This is a genomic window from Limisphaera sp. VF-2 (genome assembly GCF_049537125.1).
Classification (GTDB): Bacteria; Verrucomicrobiota; Verrucomicrobiia; order Limisphaerales; family Limisphaeraceae; genus Limisphaera.
In genome coordinates, this window is record NZ_JBMVQY010000004.1 from 24,817 (window position 1) to 43,630 (window position 18,814).

8 protein-coding genes and 1 tRNA gene are annotated in these 18,814 nt (G+C 66.5%); 6 read left to right on the forward strand and 3 right to left on the reverse strand.

The window, feature by feature from the left end:
• Nucleotides 1-46 precede the first annotated feature (46 nt).
• Nucleotides 47-1,603 carry a bifunctional phosphoribosylaminoimidazolecarboxamide formyltransferase/IMP cyclohydrolase gene (gene purH, locus ACPDIT_RS12195; RefSeq protein WP_423444418.1) on the reverse strand — a complete coding sequence of 519 codons (1,557 nt, stop codon included), beginning with the start codon at nt 1,601-1,603 and terminating at the stop codon, nt 47-49.
• A 1,196-nt stretch (nt 1,604-2,799) separates the two neighbouring features.
• Here purH and ACPDIT_RS12200 point away from each other — a divergent pair.
• The 3 genes from ACPDIT_RS12200 (at nt 2,800) to ACPDIT_RS12210 (ending at nt 7,436) form a co-directional block, all read left to right on the forward strand.
• Nucleotides 2,800-3,627 carry a prepilin-type N-terminal cleavage/methylation domain-containing protein gene (locus ACPDIT_RS12200; RefSeq protein WP_423444419.1) on the forward strand — a complete coding sequence of 276 codons (828 nt, stop codon included), beginning with the start codon at nt 2,800-2,802 and terminating at the stop codon, nt 3,625-3,627.
• A gap of 170 nt (nt 3,628-3,797) precedes the next feature.
• Nucleotides 3,798-5,879, forward strand: coding sequence for an immunoglobulin domain-containing protein (locus ACPDIT_RS12205; protein WP_423443875.1), 2,082 nt, complete (start codon nt 3,798-3,800; stop codon nt 5,877-5,879).
• 195 nt (nt 5,880-6,074) lie between these two features.
• Nucleotides 6,075-7,436, forward strand: a complete 1,362-nt coding sequence (locus tag ACPDIT_RS12210; RefSeq protein WP_423443877.1) for a sodium-dependent transporter — start codon at nt 6,075-6,077, stop codon at nt 7,434-7,436.
• Nucleotides 7,437-7,469: 33 nt separating this feature from the next.
• Here the strand turns inward: ACPDIT_RS12210 and dinB are convergent, their stop codons facing one another.
• Together dinB and lexA are read right to left on the reverse strand one after the other, a co-directional pair.
• On the reverse strand, nt 7,470-12,170 hold the full coding sequence (gene dinB / locus ACPDIT_RS12215; protein ID WP_423443879.1) for a DNA polymerase IV: 4,701 nt from the start codon (nt 12,168-12,170) through the stop codon (nt 7,470-7,472).
• A gap of 91 nt (nt 12,171-12,261) precedes the next feature.
• Nucleotides 12,262-12,894 carry a transcriptional repressor LexA gene (gene lexA / locus ACPDIT_RS12220; protein WP_423443881.1) on the reverse strand — a complete coding sequence of 211 codons (633 nt, stop codon included), beginning with the start codon at nt 12,892-12,894 and terminating at the stop codon, nt 12,262-12,264.
• A gap of 1,023 nt (nt 12,895-13,917) precedes the next feature.
• On the opposite strand from lexA, the gene rimO reads away from it, so the two are divergent.
• The 3 genes from rimO to typA all read left to right on the forward strand — a co-directional run bounded on the left by rimO (nt 13,918) and on the right by typA (nt 18,807).
• Complete coding sequence (gene rimO, locus ACPDIT_RS12225) at nt 13,918-15,564, forward strand: 30S ribosomal protein S12 methylthiotransferase RimO (RefSeq protein WP_423443883.1); 1,647 nt, start codon at nt 13,918-13,920, stop codon at nt 15,562-15,564.
• 400 nt (nt 15,565-15,964) lie between these two features.
• Nucleotides 15,965-16,042, forward strand: a tRNA-Pro gene (locus ACPDIT_RS12230).
• A gap of 929 nt (nt 16,043-16,971) precedes the next feature.
• Complete coding sequence (gene typA, locus ACPDIT_RS12235; RefSeq protein WP_423443885.1) at nt 16,972-18,807, forward strand: translational GTPase TypA; 1,836 nt, start codon at nt 16,972-16,974, stop codon at nt 18,805-18,807.
• Nucleotides 18,808-18,814: the final 7 nt, after the last annotated feature.

Below are 18,814 nucleotides of genomic sequence, written 5' to 3' on the forward strand. Positions count from 1 at the left end.
GCCCCTGCACAGGTCCGGCAGTGCCCGTCTCCCGGCGAGCGACCGTTCAGTGACGGAAATGGCGGATGCCCGTAAACACCATGGCCATGCCCCGGGCGTCGGCAGCGGCAATGACCTCGGCATCCCGCACCGAGCCCCCCGGCTGGATGGCGGCGGTGGCCCCGGCGTCCGCGGCGGCCACCAAACCATCGGGGAACGGGAAAAACGCATCGCTGCAGACCACGCTGCCAGTCAGCGACAGTCCGGCTTCGCGCGCCTTCCAGACGGCAATGCGGCTGGCGTCCACCCGACTCATTTGCCCGGCCCCGATACCCAACGTGCGGTCGGGTCCGGCATACACGATGGCGTTGGACTTGACGTGCTTGACCACCCGCCAACCGAAGCGCATCGCCCGCCATTCCTCCTCGGTCGGAGCGCGGCGTGTCACCACTCGCATCTCCGCGGGGGGCGTGGGGCAGGTGTCGCGTTCCTGGTGCAGGAAGGAACCAAATCCAACGCTGCGGGTTTCCCATTCCTGTCCGGCCGGTGCCGGTCGCAATTGTCGGAGCAGTCGCAGGTTTTTCTTCCGTTGGAGCAGCTCGAGAGCCTCCTCCGTAAAGCCGGGCGCCACGATGACCTCGCTGAAAATCTCCGCAATCGCCGCGGCACAATCCCCGTCCAGAGGACGGTTTACGGCGATGATGCCCCCGAAGGGGGCCTGTCGGTCCGTGGCCAGTGCCTTGTCCCAGGCCTCGCGCAGCGTGGCTCCCTGGCCCACCCCGCACGGGTTGGTGTGCTTGAGAATCGCCACCGTGGGTGGATCGTCGGCAAACTCGGCAATCAACGCCGCAGCCGCAGTGAGATCGAGAATGTTGTTGTACGACAGTTCTCGCCCGTGAAGTTGGGCGAAATACTCGGAGAACCGTCCGTACAGGGCGGCGGCTTGATGCGGATTCTCCCCGTAGCGGAGCCTTTGCACCCGCGGGGCAGCGATCACCAAACGCTCCGGCGGGACCGCGGGCGCTCCGGGCGCGCGGTTTTGCTCGGCCAGCCAGGCGGCAATGGCGGCATCGTAAGCGGCGGTCCGCGCAAACACCTTCTCCGCCAACTGCCGTCGCAACTCCGGAGTGGTCTCGCCCCTCGCGCGCAACTGTTCCGCCACACAGTCGTAATCCGCCGGGTCCACCACCACCGTCACGCTGGCATGGTTCTTGGCGGCGCTGCGCAACATCGCCGGACCCCCGATGTCAATGTTCTCGATGGCCTCCGCGAACGTCACGCCGGGACGCGCCACGGTCTGTTCGAACGGGTAGAGATTCACCACCACCAGATCGATGGGAACGATGCCATGCCGGGCCGCGGTGGCTTCATGCTCCGGATGGCCACGGAGGAACAACAGACCCCCATGCACCTTGGGGTGAAGCGTTTTCACCCGGCCGTCCAGCATCTCCGGAAACCCGGTGAACTCGCTCAACTCCGTCACCTTCAATCCCGCCTCGCGCAACACGCGGGCCGTGCCGCCGGTGGAGACAAGCTCCACGCCCAGCTCGGCCAGAGTCCGGGCGAACGGAACCAGACCCGTCTTGTCCCAAACCGAAAGCAATGCGCGTTGAATGCGTCCCATCGTGCGCCCCAGACTTTGGCAACGCACGGGCCGCGTCAACCTTGGAATGGATCCCGGCCAAACGGCCTGCGTGCCTCCAAATCCCAGTGGTCCAAGACCTTCAACAGCACCCACAAACGCCGCATAACCACGTCGACTTCTCTCGCAACCACTGCCTGTTCTGCTCGGTCCTTCTCCCCCCGGGACCGACTCTGTCTGCGCCAACGCCGCGGCCTGCACTTCCCCCCGAAGCCGCCCGCAGCACGGAAATCCGTTGGCCCTCGCTGACCACGCCACCGCCGCGGGGGAACGCGCCGCCCGGAGGACGTTGAGGAGGGGACATTCGGGCCTTGGACTCAGACTTCCTGCCGGACCGCAGACTTTCATGCGTCGAGGACCTGCAGGCTTCGGGCGGGCTCCCGCCGCGGTCGCGTGGGACGCAGACCGGCGCCGGGGCGCCCGGGGAAGAAGCCTGCAGGGCACGACGACAACCCCCGCGGAGCCCAGGGAAACAAGCCCTCGGAATCAAAGGGGACGATGGGGACTCGCAGGCGAGGCGGATGAGGTCGAGGGACGCCGGAGACGGAGCGAGCAGTGTCTGGTACGTGCGGTGAGAGCGCCGCTCCGAGAATGTGTCCTTCAGCCTCCCCTGCGGCACAGTTGGCGCGATCTGTTTGGGTTCCGAGGGCCCCGCTGGCGGACAGAAAGGCAGTCATCCGACCCTCCCGCATTCGAGAGCCGCACGTTGCGGTGGCGCCGGACTCCGTAGTCCTGCCGGGGCCCGGGACGGGACTCCAGGAGGGACAAGGGTCTCCGGTGGGCAACCTCCATCCCACAAGGACGGGTTTGGGAGAAATGGAATTACCCCGGGACAAGAGCCTCCAGGGGTGCGCGAAAACAGTTGGACCGGCAGGGGCGTGCCGGGTCGGGTTCGCTTCCACCCACGATGGCGAGTGAGGGCCCGGAAAAGATCCGTCTCCCTCCCGCCGTTGGTTGCGCGGTGTTTGAGAGACCCGGACTTGCGCAGCCCCCGTCCTTGCTCCGCAGCCCGCAGATCGGGCCCAATCGTCGCCCCCGCTCTTGCCCAGGGCCCGGCCGGACGGCAAAAAATTCAAGCTGCCATGCACAAATTCAGGGTGGCCCGGCGCGGGAAACCGCGTACTGTGTTATCAGAAAACGTGACTTTGTAGAGAACCAGCACCATGTGCCGAATCGATATGCGAACCAGTTTCCTCCGTCCATCCGGCCGTCCGGGAGGTCCCGGCGCCCCGGGATTCACCTTGATCGAACTGCTGGTGGTCATTGCCATCATTGCCATTCTGGCCGGCATGCTTTTGCCGGCGCTGAGCAAGGCCAAGGACCGGGCCGTTCGCATCGCGTGCAACAACAACCTGCGTCAGATCGGCATGGGCGTGCACATGTACGCTGGCGACAACGATGACCTGCTGCCCCAGGTCAACTGGCCCCAGGGCCAGAACCCGTGGCAGACCTACGAGGCCTGCCGGGTCGTGCCGGGCACGGCCACCTTGAGCCGGGGGCCCTACGCCCTGGGCAGCCTGTTCTTCTCCAAGGTGGTACCGGACGCGAAAGTCTTCTACTGCCCCAGTGGTTCCAAGGTGAGCCCCATCTGGACCTACGAATACTATTCGCGGGATTTCCCCTGGCCCTCGACGCCCAAAGACTCGGGCGACGACAACGTCCGGTGCGGCTTCAATTACTACCCCCAGCGGACGACGCTGGAACTGGTGGCCCGGGGCGTCTACCTGCCGGCCCTGGTGTACGATCCGGAAACGCGTAACGTCGCTCGGATGAAGGTCTCGCACATGGACCCCACCAAGAGCATGTCCACGGACCTGCTGCACAACATCAATGCGGCTGCGCACAAGGACCGGGGTGTGGCCGGCATCAACGCGCTTTTCGGAGATGGTCACGTGCGCTTCCAGACCGCCCGGGCCAACCCGGCGGCCTTTGACCCGGCCATTTGGCAAAACCTCGGCAGCGACGCCTTCAACTTCCGCCGGCTGATGTACCTCTGGCAGCCCTGAACGAGGATGCCCCGGATTCGGATGAAACGGCCGAATGATGTTCTGCGGCCGTGTCGGGGCGGCTGTACGGGCCGTTTCCCTGAGCTCGATCTTGGAGCAGAACCTTTTTGACGCTGAACACTGTTATGAAAACGTGCCTCCTTACTCCTGGTTCTCACCCTGTTTGCGACATGATCCGTCCCTCACCCGGTGCACTCTCGTGGTGGCGGACCGTCCGCCGTGCATTGGCCGTTCTGGTTGTGCTTGGCCTGGGGCACCCCGCCCCCGCTGCGCTGATGCGTACCAGTCAGATGGTCGGTTTCAGCAGCGGCAACCTGGGTCTGGTGGGGACCACCGAAGGCTGGAGTGGCTCGACGGCTAATGTCACCGTGACCGCCGGCAGCGGCAGCCTGGACGGCACCGCCCTGGGGCTGGTCCCTTCCGCCGGCGACAAGGCCGCTCTCTCCGCCACCGCCAGCACGACGACCTATAATCTGTTCGCGCCCCAAACCGGGGTTTTCCCCGCCAACCGAACGACCAACGTCTATTACTCGTTTCTTTATCAGTTCAACAACGCGGCCGACGTGGACCCGGCGGGCGAAACGATCGTGCAGATCAACCGCCAAAACAGCGGCACCGCCTACATCGTGCGCGCCTACGCCCGCTCCGTGGGCGACCGACTCCAAATCGGCGTGGCCAAAACCAATGGGACCGTGGCCTGGGCCCCCAAACTGATCCCGGTCAACACGCCCACCTTTGTGGTCATCCGCCACCAGATCATCGCCGCCGGAGACGATGTCGTGGACCTGTGGATCAATCCCGACCCCTCGACGCTCGGGCAACCGGAAGAGAACGTGCCCCCGCCGCACGCGACCGCCTTCGACGGCACCGAGGACACCAGCAACACCGGCCCCGGCCGGTTCTACCTCGTATCCGGCGCCAATGCCTCGTTTGACGAACTCCGCGTGGCCACCACTTGGGCCGAGGTCACACCAACCCCGTTGCTCTGCAATCCCCCCGTAATCCTCGAACAACCCACCAACATCGTCATCACGGCGGGCATCAACGTCACCCTCACCCTCACGGCGGACGGCACCGCTCCCACCTACCAGTGGCAGGTCAGCCGCGACGGCGGCCAGACATGGTCCAACGCCACGGCAGGAGTAGGCATGACCACGCCCGTGTACACCACGCCGAACCTTCACCTGGCGGACAATGGCATCCAATACCGGTGCATCGTGACGGTGGCCTGCAATAACAGCTCCGTCACCTCCCAGGTGGCCACTGTGACCGTTCTGCCCCCCGTGCCCACACCGCCCGGGTTGGTCCTGCAGGACACGTGGGCCGACGGCGATCGCGTCACCGGGCCGGTCAGTCCCTCCAACTCGGTGTGGTTCGCCTCCAGCACCGGTTCCCTCATCTTCTTGGACGGCCTCCTGTATGGCCAACCGGCCACCGGCAGCTCCCGTCTGTGGATTGGGTACTTCACCGATGACACGGAAACGAACCTGCCGGTGCACCTGGAGGTGGGCCGGAGCCTCAAGGTCACTTGGCGCTGGAACAGCTCGCAAATCGTGCCCAGTGGCGGGAACCTCCGGGTCGGTCTGTTCGATTACGCCGATGGCGGCCAGCGGGTGACCGGGGACAACTTCGGTTCCGGCAGTGCGGGGAACGGTCTGAACGTCCGCGGCTACATGGCCGTCATCGATTACGCACAAACCTTTGGCAGCGCGCCCATCAACCTGCGCGCCCGCACGGCCCTCGGCAGCGCCAACTTGATGGGATCCACCGGCGACTACGCCCTCAGCATGGTCACCGGCCCAACCAACGCCGTGGGCCAGCCGGCCTTCCAGGACCTGGTGAATTATACGCTGGAATTCACGGTGACCCGATTGGCCCTGAACGAGGTCGAAGTGTCGGTGACCATCACCGACGGAACGAACACCTGGAGCGTCAGTGCCCGCGACAACGTGTATGCGTATCACCGATTTGACGCGTTTGCCATCCGGCCCAATTCGCTGGAGACCACGGCGTTCGACTTCCAATTCCTCGAGTTCAAGGTGGAAGTGCTCCAGAGCGCAGTGGCCCAGCCCATCCCGCTGCGCTTCGGCCGGCAGGGCAACAACCTGATCCTGAGCTGGGACGATGCCCGTTTCGTCCTGCAGGCGGCGCCTGCGGTGACGGGGCCCTACACCAACGTACCCACGGCCAGCAGCCCCTACACGCACACCCTGGGCCCGGGCGCGCTCTACTTCCGGCTGGCCACCCCATAAACGCGATCCGGCTCGGACCACTGTCCGATTCTCCGAGGCTCGTACGGCCCCGGGACGGCGCAAAGCCGGTGAGCGCTGTCCCGGGGCCGCGGTCTTGCCTGACGCCGCTCCGCCAGCCCCGCTGGCGCAAACTGGCCGTGCCCGCCGCGGCAAAAGCGCTTGGAGCCATCCGGCCTTTTCCGTAGAGAAAAGGCCATGCAACCACAGGCGCCCCAAGAGCACTGGAAGAGCCGGCTGGGGTTCATCCTGGCCGCAGCGGGTTCGGCCATCGGCTTGGGCAACATCTGGCGATTTCCCTACCTGACCGGCGAGAACGGCGGCGCCGCGTTTGTGTTGGTGTACATCGCCGGGGTGATCCTGGTGGGACTTCCCCTGTTTCTGAACGAGCTGGCCCTGGGCCGACGGGGCGGGCGCGACGTGGTGGGTTCCTTGCGCCTGCTGGCGCCCCGGTCGGCCTGGCCCCTGACGGGTTTCCTCTGCCTGCTCTGTTGCTTTGTTGTGCTCAGTTACTACTCGGTCATCGCCGGTTGGGCCCTTGCGTATGCTGTGGCCACCGCGGTGGGCGTCTCGTTGGACTTTGCCGGGTTTGCGGCGTCACCCGGGCCGGTGCTGCTGAGTTTTGCCGTGTTTATGGCCATGACGGTGGCCATTGTGCAGTCCGGCGTCAGCCGGGGCATTGAACGTTGGTCGCGGTTGCTCATGCCGTTGCTGTGGTTGCTGATGGGCGTGGTGTTGATTCGAAGCCTCACTCTTCCCGGCGCGGAGGCCGGCGTGCGTTATTATCTGCAGCCGGACTTCAGCAAGCTCGATGGGCAGGTGTTGCTGAAGGCCGGAGGTCAGGTGCTTTTCTCGCTGGGCGTCGGCTGGGGTCTGCTCATCACGTATGCGGCGTATCTCGATCGCTCTCATCCACTGCCCCGTGCAGCGCTCTGGGTTGCCGCGTTGGACACAGGGGTGGCCCTGCTGGCGGGCTTGATGGTGTTTCCTGCCGTGTTTGCATTTGGTCGGGATCCGGCGGGCGGGCCGGCCCTGACCTTCCAAACCCTGCCGGCGGTGTTCGCGCAGATGCCCGGGGGCGCGATGATCGGCACCCTGTTCTTTCTGTTGCTGGTGGTGGCGGCGTTGACCTCCACCATCGCCATGCTGGAAGTGCCGGTGGCCTGGTTGATTTTCGAAAAAGGGATGCGCCGCGCGGCTGCCGCCGGCTGGGTGGGTGCTGCGGCCTTCGTGCTGGGGATTCCGTCGGCCCTCTCCACGGGCGGCAGCCGGTTCTTTTCGGAGCTCCACCTGGCCGGCCAGACGGGGTTCATGGACATCCTGGACCAGGTGTTCGGGACCGGACTGCTGTTGTTGATCTCGCTGCTGTTGAGCCTGTTTACCGGGTGGCGCTGGACGCCGGAGGCGGCCGCCGTCGAGGTGGCTCAGGGGGCCCCGAATTTCGTGGCCGGGCGCCTGGGCCGGTGGCGGGTGCGGATCTGGGGGTTCTTCCTGCGTTGGTTCTGTCCGGCCGTGATCCTCGTTTTGCTGGGACAATGGATGGGAAGCATCCTGCGGTAGGGTGGGGGAGGCCCGGATCCTGCCTGCCCGGGTTTACCGCGGGAGCGGTTCAAGCCGATCGGCCGGTCGGAGGGCAGACGCAAACACTTCGCCCCCGTTGCCGGAGCGAGAACGAAGACGGGGCGGACCGGCTCGTTCCACGCGCAAGGTAAAGCCCAGGCCGTTGTCGAAGGGCTCGACCGTGCCCGTCACTTCCAGTACCGGATACCGGACCGTGGCCGGTCCGTAGTTTCGGTAGGTGGCCGCAAACAATTCCGTCTCCACCATCCCGGTCCAGTCGGCCAGCGTCAGGAATTTCATCGGTTCCCCGGTCGCCTGATGATGCACGCGTTGTTCCACCACCAGGCCACAGGTGGTCACCCGTTGCCCCGTGTGCTCGCCCAGACGCGCCACCGGACAATACGTGTCCCATGCCACGTCGGAGTAGAGCGCCAGCGGATGGGCACTGACCGGGAATCCCAGCCATTCCAGTTCGTCGACCAGACGCTCGCGCAGCCCGGGCTCTTGCAGGCCCCGGTCGGGCTCCGGAAACCGGGCGGCATCCGCTTCGGCTCCGGGTTGCAGTTCCGGAAACAGCCAGCCCTGACCCGGCTGACCGACCCGGACGTGCCGGCGGATGAGCCGTTGCGCTTCCCAGAACTGGGCGGTGCGGGACATCGGCCAACCATCGAAAGCCCCCACGCGAATCATGGCCTCCAGCTCTTCCGGCAGCGGCAGCACCCGCCGGTAAAAATCCGCCAACGAGGCAAAGGGAGCCCGCGCTCGTTCCTCCAGCAGCCGTTCTGCCGTGCGCTCCGTCAGCCCCTTCAACCGTGTCAACGGCACCCGGATGGCCGGGTGTGGCTGCCGCACCACTTCGAATGCCGGCCCCGGGGCATTCACGTCCGGTCGTACCAACGGGATGCCCAGCCGATGACACTCCAGCACATAGACCAGCGGATCGTAGAAGCCCTTGCCATGGGTCAGGACCGCGGCCATGAACTCCGCCGGGAAATAACACTTCAACCAGGCGGATTGATACGCCTCCACCGCGTAGGCCGTGCTGTGCGCCTTGCAAAACGCATACCCGGCAAAACCCCGCACCATGGCCCAGACCGCGGCAATGGTTTCCTCGGCATGCCCGCGCGCCCGGGCCGAGGCCCAGAATTCCCGTCCGATGGCCTCCACCAACGCCATCTGACCCCGTCCCAACGCCCGCCGCAACTGATCGGCCCGACCCGGCGGCAATCCGGCAAACCGCTCGCAGATCAACAACACGTGCTCTTCGAAGATCACCAGCCCCCATCCATCCTCCAGGCATTCTGCCAGCGCCGGATGCGGATACGTCACCGGTTCCATCCCCTGATACCGCCGCGTGAACCGCACCTTGTTTTGTTCATTGGCCGCCCCCGGCCGAATCACGCTCACCAACGCGATCAATCCCTCGATGTCCCGCACCTGACTCATCCGGCACAGCGAGGTCATGGCCGGAGACTCGATGTGATGCACCGCCCGGGCTCCGCCCCCCGCGATCATCGCCCACACCCGCCGATCGTCAAACGGCGCTTCGGACACCTGGGCCGGCCCCTCCGGAGCCCGTGCCCGAAGCCCCCGGGCCGCCCCACCCCGCACGGTGAACCGCTCCAAATCCACCTGCACCCCCTGCGCCGCCAGCCGGTGCTTCACATCCCGCATCACGGACAATCCGCCCTGCGCCAGCAGATCCAGCTTCACCAGTCCCACCGCCTCCACGGCGTCCATGTCCAGATGCGTGGTCGGCCAGCCCTTGGCCGAGCGAAAGGTCGGCGTCAACTCCCACATCGGTTGCCGGGACAACACCACGCCGCACGGATGCATCTTGGGATACCGCGGCAGCCCCTCCAGCGCCGCACCCACCGTGACCGCCGTGCGCCAAGGTTCCTCCTCCAGCGGCAGGTCCCGGCACTCCGGCAACGCCCGCAATCGCGCCAGCCAGGTTTCCCCGGCTCCGTGGTCTCCGGCTGGTGCCAACGGCCCCCCGCCGTCGTCTCCCGCGCCCAACGTCCAGGGAAACCGCTCCGTCACCCGCCGCACCGATTCCTCCGCCACCCCCAACACCTTGGCCACCTCCGCCACGGCCGCCCGCGCCCGAAACGTGGAAAATCCCCCCACCACCGCCGCATGCGCCGGACCGTACCGCTCCAGCACCCATTCCACCACCTCGTCCTTCCGGTCATGGGGAAAATCCACGTCGATGTCCGGCAGCTTGTGCATCTGCATCCGCTCCAGATTCAAAAACCGCCGGAAATACAGGCCGAACCGCACCGGACAAACATTGCTGATGCCCAGGCAGTAACACACCAGCGAATCGGCCGCGCTGCCCCGCGTGATCCATTCGATGCCCCGCGCCCGGCACTGCTCCAGCAAATCCCACACCACCAGGAAATACTCCTCGTAGCCCACCGCCGCGATCACGTGCAGCTCCTCCTCCACCCGGGCCCGCAACTCCGCCTCGCTCACCCGCACGCCCCGCGGCGTCCGCGCCCCGCCCCGACCGTACCGCCGCCGCAACCCCGCCTCCACCAACCGCCGCAAAAATTCCCGGGGCGAACTGCCATCCGGCGGCACATACGCCGGAAACTGCGGCCGACCCCGCGGCAACACAAACCGGCAACGCGCCGCAATCTCCTGCGCCGCCTCGCGCCAACCCGGACAAGCCCGACCCAGCACCTCCATCTCCACCGGCGACCGGAAATGAAATCGCCCGCCCAACCGCTTCTCCGGATGCACCTGCCGCAACAACGTGCGCGTGCGAATCGACTGGAGCACGTCAAACCGCAGCCGCTCCTCCGGCGCCCCGTAATGCACCGGCGGACAAAGCACCCGCCCGGCCGAACCCTGCCCCCCCGCACCGCCCTCGGCCCGGCCGGACGCCGCAAGATAAAACCGGCCCGGAAACCACTCCGCCCACCGCGCATCCGCCGAGACCGCCACCAGCCCCTCCGTCCGATCCCTCAACTCCGCCGCACGCCAGTTGCGCCGCTGCCGGGCCACCACACTTTGTCCGCAAATCGCTTCTTCGCCGACCGGCTCCCGCCAGCCCGCCGCTTCTCCCCCTCCGCTTTCCGCACCCGCCCCGGCCCCACACGAGCCCGCGCCCGCCTGCGACAGCAACCGGCAGAGGTTGGCATATCCCTGCGCCGATTCCACATACAGGATCAGCGGCGCCCCCTCCACGCGCAGCTCCACGCCCAGAATCGGCTGAATGCCGGCCCTTTGCGCCGCTTCGGTAAACGCCATGGCCGCGTGCAGATTGCCCCAGTCCACCAGCGCCACCGCCGGACACTCGTAGCGTTGCGCCCACGCCACCACCGCCTCCGGCGTCAACGTCGAATCCAGAAACGAATAACAACTCCGGACCCGCAACGGCACATACGGCGCCGCGCGCACGGGAACCTTTCCCCGTCGCACCGGCTCCGCCGAAGCTTCCCTCTGCGCACGGCACACCCCGCCTTCCGCCGGCGCACTCCCGCACCCGATGAGCCGGATGCGGGCCGGCGGCTCTGCCGGGCCGGCACACTCCCGCCACGGTTCCCGCGGCTCGGGCTGCTCCCGCAACAGCAAATCGTGCCCCCGCAGCAACACCCCCCGCCCGAGCCGCTCCCGCAACTCGTCCACCGCCCGGGCCAGTCGCGCCCGCGCCGCCAGCCGCTCCGCCGCCTCCGTCAGCGGCAACAGACCACTCCACACCCCGTCATAGACCTGCGAAAGCTTCAACACCACCCGCCGCAACGCCACCCGACGCCGCCATGCCCGCTGCAACAATCCCTCCAGTCGCCCGTACACCTCCGTTTCCAAATCCGTGGGCTCCTCCAGACTTTCCCCGGCCTGATCTTCCGCCAGATCGTGATAGACCACCTTCACCGTCAGGGTGCGCACACTCCGGCCCTCCGCCCGCAGACCCGCAAACAGGGCATCCGCCATCCGCCGCAACACCGCCCGCGCATGCGCCTCGTCCGTGCAGTCGCGCTCGAAGGTGTGCTGCTGCTGATAACTCTGCTGGGGCAAACTCCGCGGCACCAGCGGCCGATCGTCCCGGCCCTGCGCAAACCGGTGCAACTCCCACGCCATCCGCCCCACCAGCAATTCCAACTGCTCCGGCGGCGTCATCGCCACATGCCGAATGAGACTCAGCCCGGCCGCCCGCAACCGCGCCGCCGTCTGCGGCCCCACCCCGGGCAACCATTGCACCGGCAACGGATGCAGAAAGGCCGCCTCCCGCCCCGGCGGCACCGCGCAAAAGGCCCCCGGCTTGTGCAGCTTGGCCGCAATCTGACTGACCAGTTTGCTGGTGCCGATGCCCTCGCTGACCGTCAGCTTCAACGCCTGCCGAATCGCCTCCCGCAACCGCTGCGCAATCTCCACCGCCGACCGCCCCCGCTGCGCCGTCACATCCAGATACCCCTCGTCAATCGACGTCTGTTCCACCTCCGGCGTGAAATCGTACGCATACGAAAACATCCACTGCGAAAAACGCTCGTACTTCTCGAAATCCCCCGGCAACACGATCAACGGCGGACACAACCGCCGCGCCAGCGCCGTCGGCATCGGCGTGAACACCCCGTACCGACGCGCCTCGTAACTGGCACTGGCAATGATGCCCCGACGCTGCCCCCCCACCGCCACCGGCCGGCCCCGCAACCGCACGTCCGCCGCCTGCTCCACCGAGGCGAAAAACGCGTCCGCATCCAAATGCACAATCCGACGCCACTCCATGACCCCGGTTCCCTTCTGCCGTGGCTCCTCCGCCCTTTTCCGGGCTCTCTCCGCCGCCCGATCCCCGGCCCGCGCCGGCCCCCCGACCTCCTCACTTCACCTTGCGAATCAGCGCCACCATCACCCCCTGAATCACCAGCTCCTGGGCCGGAATCAGATCGGGATACTTCGGATTCTCCGCCCGCAAACACGGCTTGCCCCGCACCATCACGAACGTCTTGAGCGTGCTCTCGTTGTCGATGAGCGCCGCCACCACGTCCCCCGGACGCGGCGTGCGCCCGTGTTCCAAAATCACAATGTCCCCGTCCAAAATGTGCCGGCCGATCATCGAATCCCCCCGCACCTCCAACGCGAACAACCGCGGATTCGGCCGCAACTCCAGCCCCAGGGTCCCGATGTCCACCGACACACACCCGCGCGCCTCCTGCACCCGATCCGCGGCAAACCCGGCCGGAATGGAACCGTACAACGGCACGTGCACCAGCGGCCGACGCGCCCAACCCGCCGCACACACCCGCAGCGAACGCGCCCGACGCGGTTCGGCCGTCAACACCCCCTTGCGCCGCAGCGCCCGCACGTGCGCCGCCGCGGCGTTCATGCTGCGAAACCCGAAATGCGCGGCGATCTCCCGCAACGTGGGCGGTGTGCCGCGCTCCTGCTGCACGGTCGCCAGATACTCCAGAATCTCCCGCTGTCGCGGCGTCAACACCGGCATGCTGTTCATATGCACAACTGTTCAAACGAACAGTATGCCCCGGCCCCCCACATCGTCAAGCCCGGCCGAAAGGAAGACCTCCCGGTCGCGGGACGGCCTCCCGCGACCGGTCTTGAGGCCCGTGAATGGGCCCGGGGGCAAGCCGCGCCCGCGGCGGTTTCCGAACACTCCGGCTGAGCCGCGCTCCGGTGCCCCGCCCAGGTGCCGTAAAAGGCAGCCCTGCTGAGGGCGCTTTTCCATGTGTGAGCCCCGGGTTCGAAAATCCCAATGGATTTTTCCCCCGGCCTTCCCGTGCCGGGGACGCGCGAAACGCCGCTGAACTTTCGGGAGTGTCCAAAACCTGAAACACGCCCGACGACAGACCTGCGGCGCCGGGGCCCGCCTGCGCCAACTCTGCAAGCGACATCCAAAAGCAGCCCTGCAAATTCGTTCCCACCCATCCCATCCGAAGGCCGGAAAGGTTTCGCGCCTTCGGCGCGCCATGGGTCCACCCCGGCGGGGTGAGAAAAATCCACCAGCCCGGTGGCCGCCTTGGGCAACAAGATTGCACCCATAAACGGACGAACGGTTGCACCTCCGGCGCATTGCGCGTCCGCCCCAACGGGGCGGAATTCATCAGCCCGGGGCAGCGCCCTGGGGAATTGGATCGCCGCAATGCATCGTGCCCTGAAGGGGCAGGACTCGGCACGGTCACCTGCCCGTCCGTCGCGATTGGGATCGCGGAGTTGCGCCCCTTCAGGGCGCGGCGGGTTCGGGGGCCCCCGAGTTCCCGGGGCGTTGCCCAGGGCTGACGAATCGATGCGCCTTCAGCGCCTGAAATGGGCCCGTGCGATCCGGAGACATCGAAGGGCGTATTTTGGACTCGGGAATCGCAGAGAAATTGCCCTTTTCTCTCCGCTTTTGCGGGCCGAAGAGGTCCAGAATTGCGCCGAGCTTTCGAGGTATCCGAACCCGGAAATGCATCGCCCTGCCATGGAAGGCGGCGGCGATGGTTGCCCGCCGATTCGTCCTGGTCTAGATTCGGCGGCCCGAATGAAGCCAAAGGACCGTCAACGCCCCCTGCGCGTCGGGTTGATCTCGCTGGGGTGCGCCAAAAACCTGGTGGACGCCGAGGTGATGCTCGGCACCCTGTTGCAGGACGGGATCGAGATCATCAACGATCCGGCCCGCGCCGATGCCCTCATCATCAACACCTGTTCCTTCATCGACGCGGCGCAGGAGGAGAGCGTGGACACGATCCTGGAGTCGGCGGCGTTTCGCGAGGCGCACCGGCACGGGCAGGCGCTGATCGTGGCGGGGTGTCTGTCCCAGCGGTTTCGCACGCAGTTGCGCGAGTTGTTGCCGGAGGTGGACGCGTTCATGGGGGTGGACGAGGTGCCGCGGGTGACGGAGATTGTGCACCAGGCGCTGGCCCACCGGGCAGCCCGGCTCGACGCGCGCCCCACGGCCCCCGCGCGGGGTCGGGCCCGGGCCGTGCAAGAGGCCCTGGCACGTGCAGTGGCCTCACAGGCACCAGCCGGGGATCGCGCCGGGGCTGCGAATGCTTCGGCATCTTCTGTGCCGCCCCCGGCGCCGGTCGCCGTTCAACCCCGACCCCAGTACATCCCGGATTACGCCACGCCGCGGTTTCGTCTGACGCCTTCCCACTACGCCTACGTCAAGATCGCCGAGGGCTGCAATCATCCGTGCAGTTTCTGCATCATCCCGCAAATGCGCGGCAGCCACCGGAGCCGGCCCATGGACGACATCCTCCACGAGGTGCGCGCGCTGCTCCGCCAGGGGGTGCGGGAGATCAATCTCATTTCCCAGGACTCGACCTACTACGGATTGGATCTGCGACCCCGGCGGACGGGGGCGATTGCCGCGCCCGACCGGTTCCGTGCCGCGGTGCGCGAGCTCCCGCCCGAGGTGCCAACCCTGGCCCGCTTGCTGCGCGCGCTCAACGATCTGCCCGGCGATTTCTGGATCCGCGTGCTCTACACCCATCCGGCGCACTGGACCGACGAACTCATTCGCACCATCGCGGAATGTCCCAAGGTGGCCCGCTACGTGGATATTCCCCTGCAGCACATCCACGACAACATGCTGGAACGCATGCGACGGGAGACCTCGCGCGCCTACATCGAGGATCTGTTGAATCGCATCCGTGCGGGGATTCCCGGCATTGCGTTGCGCACGACCTTCATCGTGGGTTTCCCCGGCGAAACCGACGCGTGCTTCGAAACGCTGTTGGAGTTCATGCGGCGGGTGCGGTTCGAACGTCTCGGGGTCTTCCTCTATTCGCAAGAGGAGGGCACACGGGCCGCGCGCATGAGTCAGCAGGTGCCGGCCGAGGTGAAGGAACGCCGTCGACAGCAGGCCATGGCGTTGCAACGGCAGATCTGTCGCGAACACAACGCCGCGCTGGTGGGACGCACGCTGCGGGTGTTGGTGGAGGGCGAAGTGCGGGCACGGGGGCCGGTGCCGGCAGAGGTGCGCTCCTGGGAACACGGATTGGTGCGGGCCGGGGCCAACGGGACCTCGCTGGTGCCGGGTCGGTGGATGGTGGCCCGCAGCGAAGCGGATGCACCCGAAATCGACGGCCGGGTGTACATTCGAGGCACGCTGCCGGTGGGAGAGTTCGCCACCGTGAAAGTGGTCGGGCACACGGATTACGATCTGATCGCCCAGCCGGCGTGATCCCGGTCTGCAGAGCCAGCAAATCCCACCGGGGTCTCTCTCGCATTCACGGATTCCGCGGAAGGTGCGAGAGCGCCGGAACCTTTCCCGAGGGAACCGTGCCTGCATCGCCTGACTGCGCTTCCTGCCTGTTCGCCGGGGAACCACGCCCGTGAATGGCTGCCTGTGGCGAAAGCTCGGCCATGTGTTCGGTGAGATCGGTGGACCTCTGCAGTCGCATCCGGGTGGCTCCCCGTGATGGGCCCGACCCGATCATGACCGGGTTCGGGGCGGACCGAATTCGCCGTCGCCACTTCCCTTCGCAGGGCGTGGCCGGGCGCACGGCCCGAGTGGCGAGGGCCCCGGGCAAAAATGCCCGTTGATTTTTTGGGAGGGGCTGTGCATATATAAGGGCGTGAGTCGGGGCGTAGCGTAGCCTGGCTAGCGCGCTTGTTTCGGGTACAAGAGGTCGTGAGTTCAAATCTCACCGCCCCGACCACTTCTTTTTTCCCGCGTTTCGGCCGCGCTCGGGAAAGACCCCGTGTTTGCCCTTCGCTCCTCTTGCGCCTTCCGGAGGAAGCGACCGACCCGGGGACCAGGGGAGCGACGGTCGGTGGAATCCGGGCCGGAACCGCGGATGTTTGGACCCTGCCGGATGCTGCGGTCTCGAACGTGCCTCGGTGCGGGGTTTCCCTCCGTGCGGCTCGGGCCGGGATCGGCCCGACTGCACTGTTTCTGGTGTGTTTCCGGTTGTTGGACGCCCTCCGACAAACAGGCGGAATCGCGGGCATCGCGGGCACCGGAAAGCCGCAGAAAAGGGGGCATGTCCCCGGCTCGCAGGAATTCGGGGCTCAAACACGGAAATGCACCCGCCGCGGTTGACCGATCGCACGGGCCCGGCCCATTCAGACGCCGAGTGCGCCTTCCCTCCGCCAGCCTCTGGCAACGCCCTGGCACCATGGCGCGCCGAAGGCGCGTGCCATTCGCTAGCCCGGGCCAACGCCCCGGGAACTCGGGTGCCCCCGAACCCGCCGCGCCCTGAAAGGGCGCAACTCCGCGATCCCAATCGCGACGGGCGGGCAGGTGACCGTGCCGAGTCCTGCCCCTTCAGGGCACGATGCATTGCGGCGATCCAATTCCCCAGGGCGTTGCCCTGGGCTGATGAATTCCCGCCCCTTTGGGGCGGACGTGCAACGCGCCGAAGGTGCAACCGTTTGGGGCATCCTCGTTGCGCAACGCGGGCCCCGGGCCGGTGGATTGCCCACGCCCCGATGCAAAAGCCCGCACTTGACGCGGCGCAGAAGCGAAGCATCTTACCCGTTCCTCCGCACGCCAGGCGGTCCGGCCGGATCGGGAGCCGCCTGTTTTGGGGCGGGCTGCCCGGCGACCGGACGCCCGCCGCGAACCGGGGAGGAGACCGCGAATCGAATGCAGCACATACGCAACATCGCCATTATCGCCCACGTGGATCACGGCAAGACCACGTTGGTGGATTGCCTGTTGAAACAGTCGGGAACGTTCCGGCCCAACGAGGCCAAGGCCGCCGAGGAGCGGATCATGGACTCGCTGGACCTGGAACGGGAAAAGGGCATCACCATCCGCGCCAAGAACGCCGCCTTCCGCTACCGGGATTATCGCATCAACATCGTGGACACGCCCGGCCACGCCGACTTCGGCGGCGAGGTGGAACGCATCATGAACATGATCGACGGCGTGTTGCTGGTGGTGGATGCGGCCGAGGGACCGCAGGCCCAAACGCGGTTCGTACTGCGAAAGGCCCTGGAAGCGGGCGCCAAACCGATCGTCGTCATCAACAAGATCGACCGCGAAAACGCCCGTCCACAAGCGGTGCTGGATCAGGTGTTCGATCTGTTCCTCTCGTTGAACGCCACGGACGAGCAGCTGGATTTTCCCTACCTGTTCTGCTCGGCCAAGGGCGGTTATGCAAAGCTGCATCTGGACGATCCGAGCCAGACGATGGAACCGCTGTTCGAGGCCATCGTCCGGCACATCCCGCCCCCGCGGGCCCGGGCCAGCGACGGGTTCCAGCTCCTGGTGGCCAACCTGGATTATTCCGACTACCTGGGCCGGATCGCGCTGGGCAAGATCATGGCCGGTCGCATCCGCGTCGGCGAGCCGGCGGTCTGCCTGCACGGCGACGGCCGCGTCACCCAGGGCAAGGTGACCGCGCTGTTCCACTTCGAAGGGCTGAAGCAGGTGCAGATCGAGGAGGCCCCCGCCGGCGACATCGTCGGGGTGTGCGGATTCGAGGACGTGGCAATCGGGGAAACCCTGGCGGACAAGCCGGAGCGGGGCGCTCTCCCGTACATCCCGGTGGATCCTCCGACGATTCAGATGGATTTCGCCGTCAATGACGGCCCGCTGGCCGGGCAGGACGGCAAGCTGGTGACGGCCCGGCACATTTGGGAGCGCTTGCAGCGCGAAGTCCGCACCAACGTCGCCCTGCGCGTGGAGGCCACGGACGATCCCAAGGTCTTCCGCGTCAGCGGCCGCGGCGAAATGCAGATTGCCATCCTCGTCGAGCAGATGCGCCGCGAAGGCTACGAGGTGCTGGTTTCCCGGCCCGAAGTGCTCTGGAAGAAGGACGCGCAGGGCAATCTGCTGGAGCCCATCGAGAAGCTCTTCCTGGAAATCCCGCAAGAATGCATGGGAGCGGTCCTGGAAAACCTGGCCTGGCGGAAGGCCGAGATTCAGCATTTGACGCCCCACGGAGAACAGGTGTCCATCGAGGCCCTCATTCCCATGCGCGGGCTCATCGGATTCGAAACGGATCTGGTCAACATCACCCGCGGTCTGGGCGTCATGAGTCACATGTTCCACGAGTACGGTCCGGACCGCGGAGAAATCCCGGCGCGGCGCAACGGCTCCCTGGTGAGCATCGAAGACGGCGTGGCCACCGCCTACGCCCTGGACGCCTTGCAGGAGCGGGGTCGGCTCATGATCGAGCCCGGAGACCGCGTGTACAAGGGCATGATCGTCGGGGAGAACTCACGGGAGCAGGACATCCCGGTGAACCCCTGCAAAACGAAACACCTGACCAACATCCGATCGCAGGGCGAGGGCAAGGGCATCCAGTTGAGCCCGCCGCTGAAGCTGACCCTCGAACGGGCCCTCGAATACATCGGGCCGGACGAGTACGTGGAGGCGACGCCCAACCACCTGCGGCTGCGCAAAAAAATCCTGGACGAAACGCAGCGCAAACGCGCGGCCCAGCAACGGGTGGTCCGACTCCTCTCGGAATGAGTCACAC